3 protein-coding genes are annotated in these 3,472 nt (G+C 68.5%); 2 read left to right on the top strand and 1 reads right to left on the bottom strand.

Going from position 1 to position 3,472, the window contains the following annotated elements:
• Positions 1–75 precede the first annotated feature (75 nt).
• Positions 76–1,245: a steroid 3-ketoacyl-CoA thiolase gene (locus AADR41_RS41590; protein ID WP_342287634.1), complete on the bottom strand. Its 1,170-nt coding sequence runs from the start codon at positions 1,243–1,245 to the stop codon at positions 76–78.
• A 281-nt stretch (positions 1,246–1,526) separates the two neighbouring features.
• Here AADR41_RS41590 and AADR41_RS41585 point away from each other — a divergent pair, with 281 nt between their 5' ends.
• Together AADR41_RS41585 and AADR41_RS41580 are read left to right on the top strand one after the other, a co-directional pair.
• The gene (locus tag AADR41_RS41585; protein WP_342287633.1) at positions 1,527–2,849 is read left to right on the top strand and encodes a cytochrome P450; all 1,323 of its coding nucleotides are present in this window, start codon (positions 1,527–1,529) and stop codon (positions 2,847–2,849) included.
• A gap of 79 nt (positions 2,850–2,928) precedes the next feature.
• Positions 2,929–3,472, top strand: a 544-nt coding sequence (locus AADR41_RS41580; RefSeq protein ID WP_342287632.1) for an AEC family transporter, incomplete at its 3' end; no start/stop codon positions are given.

Genomic DNA, 3,472 nt, shown 5'->3' with positions numbered 1-3,472 from the left:
CCCCCGGCCCGGGGTACACCTGGCGACACCCCGGGCCGGGGGCCCGCCCTCCGGAGCCCCGACGCGACGCCCGGTTCAGAGCCGCTGGATGATCGTCCCGGTCGCCAGCGCGCCGCCCGCGCACATCGTGATGAGCGCGAACTCCTTGTCCCTGCGCTCCAGTTCGTGCAGCGCCGTGGTGATCAGCCGGGCCCCGGTGGCGCCCACCGGGTGGCCGAGCGCGATGGCGCCGCCGTTGACGTTGACCTTCTCCAGGTCCTGCTCGAAGACCTGGGCCCAGCTGAGCACCACGGACGCGAAGGCCTCGTTGATCTCGACGAGGTCGATGTCCTTGAGCGACATCCCGGCCTTCCCGAGTACCGCGCGGGTCGCGTCGATCGGTCCGTCCAGGTGGAAGTGCGGATCGGAGCCGACCAGGGCCTGGGCGACGATCCGGGCACGCGGCTTGAGCTTGAGGGCACGGGCCATCCGCTTGGAGGCCCACATGATCGCGCAGGCGCCGTCCGAAATCTGCGAGGAGTTGCCCGCGGTGTGGATGGCGGTGGGCATGACCGGCTTGAGCCGGCCGAGCCCCTCCATGGTCGTGTCGCGCAGCCCTTCGTCCCGGTCGACCAGGCGCCACATGCCCTGCCCTGCCGCCTGCTCCTCCTCGGTGGTCGGCACCTGGACGGCGTACGTCTCCCGTTTGAACCGTTCCTCGGCCCAGGCGACGGCGGCCCGTTCCTGCGAGATCAGCCCGAGCGAGTCGACGTTCTCCCGGGTCAGTCCGCGCCGGCGGGCGATGCGCTCGGCGGCCTCGAACTGGTTGGGCAGATCCACGTTCCACTCGTCGGGCCAGGGCTTTCCCGGGCCGTGCTTGGAGCCGCTGCCCAGCGGAACCCGTGACATGGCCTCGACGCCGCAGCTGATGCCGACGTCGATGACTCCGGCCGCGACCATGTTGGCCACCATGTGGGAGGCCTGCTGCGAGGAACCGCACTGGCAGTCCACGGTGGTGGCGGCGGTCTCGTACGGCAGACCCACGGCGAGCCAGGCGTTGCGGGCCGGGTTCATGGACTGTTCTCCGGCGTGGGTGACAGTGCCGCCGACGATCTGTTCGACGCAGTCGGCGTGGATGCCGGTGCGACCGAGGAGTTCTCGGTAGGTCTCGCCCAGCAGATAGCCGGGATGCAGATTGGCGAGCGCGCCTGAGCGCTTGCCGATGGGGGTGCGTACGGCTTCGACGATGACGGGTTCCGCGGCCATGAGCTCGTCCTCTCCTCGCACATCCGCAGGGGCGTCCCGGCGCCCGCGGATGGAACTAGTACGCGTTCTAGTTCTGCAAGCAGTCTTATGAGGCTTACCCCCGGTACGCAAGAGTGCTGCACGCACCTTGCGCCCGCTTCATACCGGCCCCACTCACTCTCCACGCAACAGAACGGACCACCTCTCTTGCCAGTTGTAGAACTCGTTACTACCTTTCCGTCAACTTCTGATGGGTCGTCAGGCAACGTCCGGGCGGCCCTCGGACCGACCTGGAGCTGCCGATGTCCTGCCCCCATCTGCCCGAAGGGTTCGACTTCACCGATCCCGATCTGCTCCAAGCCCGCATCCCACACCCGGAGTTCGCTCGGATGCGGCAGACCGCACCGGTCTGGTGGTGTGCCCAGCCGGCCGGCATCTCCGGTTTCGACGACGAGGGCTACTGGGTCGTCACCCGGCATGCGGACGTCAAGTACGTCTCCACCCACCCCGAACTGTTCTCCTCCAACACCAACACCGCGGTCATCCGCTTCAACGAGTCGATCAGCCGGGACCAGATCGAGGTCCAGAAACTGATCATGCTGAACATGGACCCGCCCGAGCACACCCGGGTCCGCCAGATCGTCCAGCGGGGTTTCACTCCCCGGGCGGTGCGCTCCCTGGAGCAGGCGCTGCGCAGCCGCGCCCGCTCGATCGTCGAGACCGCGCTCGCCTCCGCCGACGAGAACGGATCGTTCGACTTCGTCACCAACATCGCCGTCGAGCTGCCGCTCCAGGCCATCGCGGAGCTCATCGGCGTACCTCAGGAGGACCGGTCCAAGCTCTTCGACTGGTCCAACAAGATGGCCGCGTACGACGATCCCGAGTACGCGATCACCGAGGAGGTCGGCACCGAGGCGGCGATGGAGATCGTCTCGTACTCGATGAATCTGGCGGCCGCCCGCAAGGAGTGCCCGGCCAAGGACATCGTCTCCCAGCTGGTCGCCGCGGAGGGCGAGGGAAACCTGTCCTCCGACGAGTTCGGCTTCTTCGTGATCCTGCTGGCGGTGGCCGGCAACGAGACCACCCGCAACGCCATCAGTCACGGCATGCACGCCTTCCTCAGCCACCCCGACCAGTGGGAGCTCTACAAGCGCGAACGCCCGGAGACGACCGCCGAGGAGATCGTCCGCTGGGCGACCCCGGTGGTCTCCTTCCAGCGGACCGCCACCCAGGACACCGAACTGGGCGGGCAGCGGATCAAGAAGGGAGACCGGGTCGGGCTGTTCTACTCGTCGGCCAATAACGACCCGGAGGTCTTCGACCGCCCGGAGGCCTTCGACATCACCCGCGATCCCAACCCGCACCTGGGATTCGGTGGCGGTGGTCCGCACTTCTGCCTCGGCAAGTCGCTCGCCGTGATGGAGATCAACCTGATCTTCAACGCGATCGCGGACGTACTGCCCGATCTGCGGCTGGTCGAGGATCCGCGGCGGCTGCGTTCGGCGTGGCTCAACGGGATCAAGCAGCTTCAGGTCAGCAGTGCGGGTGCTTCCGGGGCCGGCGGGGCCACTGGGGCATCCGGGGCATCCGGGGCATCCGGGGCCGGGGCTTCCGCCGGGAACTGACCTTTTTCTGTCCGTTCATTGGCCCGCTGCTGTCTGTGCGTTGTCCCGCTGCCGTCTCCGCGTTGGCCTGCTGCCGCCCGTGCGTTCGTCCGCTTTCGTCCGTGGCCGGCGACGCGCCTCCCGCCGAACCCCCGCGCGGGAGGCGCACAACGGCGCGAGGATCATGGCGGGCATGCACGCCCTGCTCTCCGCCTTCGCGCCCATCTGGATGCTCACCGCGATCGGTTACGCGGTCGGCCGCAGCGGTCTGCTCGGCGCGCAGGCGGAGGCGGTGCTCGGCCGGTTCGTCTTCCATGTGGCCATGCCCGCCGCCCTGTTCACCATGGTCTCCGGGGCGCGGCTGAACACCTTCGCCAACTCCTCGATGGTGGCCTTCGCCGCGGGCACCGCACTGGTCTGCGGGCTCGGGTTCCTGGTGTCCGGCCGGCTCTTCGGCCGGGGCACGGCACACCGGGCGATCGGCAGCATGGCGTCGGGCTACGTCAACTCCGCCAACCTCGGCATTCCGGTGGCGGTCCAGGTGCTCGGTGACGCGTCGTTCGTCGCCCAGATCATCCTGTTCCAGGTCCTGTTGGTCTCCCCGGTGATCCTCGCGCTGCTGGACTCGGGGGTGGGAACGGGGG

This window comes from Streptomyces sp. CLV115 (assembly GCF_038448545.1).
Classification (GTDB): Bacteria; Actinomycetota; Actinomycetes; order Streptomycetales; family Streptomycetaceae; genus Streptomyces; species Streptomyces sanglieri.
This window is presented reverse-complemented; position numbering and strand designations above follow the sequence as displayed.

Coding starts and splice junctions, on each gene's coding strand:
- AADR41_RS41590 (WP_342287634.1), bottom strand. CDS start 1,245: ATGGCCGCGGAACCCGTCATCGTCGAAGCCGTACGCACCCCCATCGGC.
- AADR41_RS41585 (WP_342287633.1), top strand. CDS start 1,527: ATGTCCTGCCCCCATCTGCCCGAAGGGTTCGACTTCACCGATCCCGAT.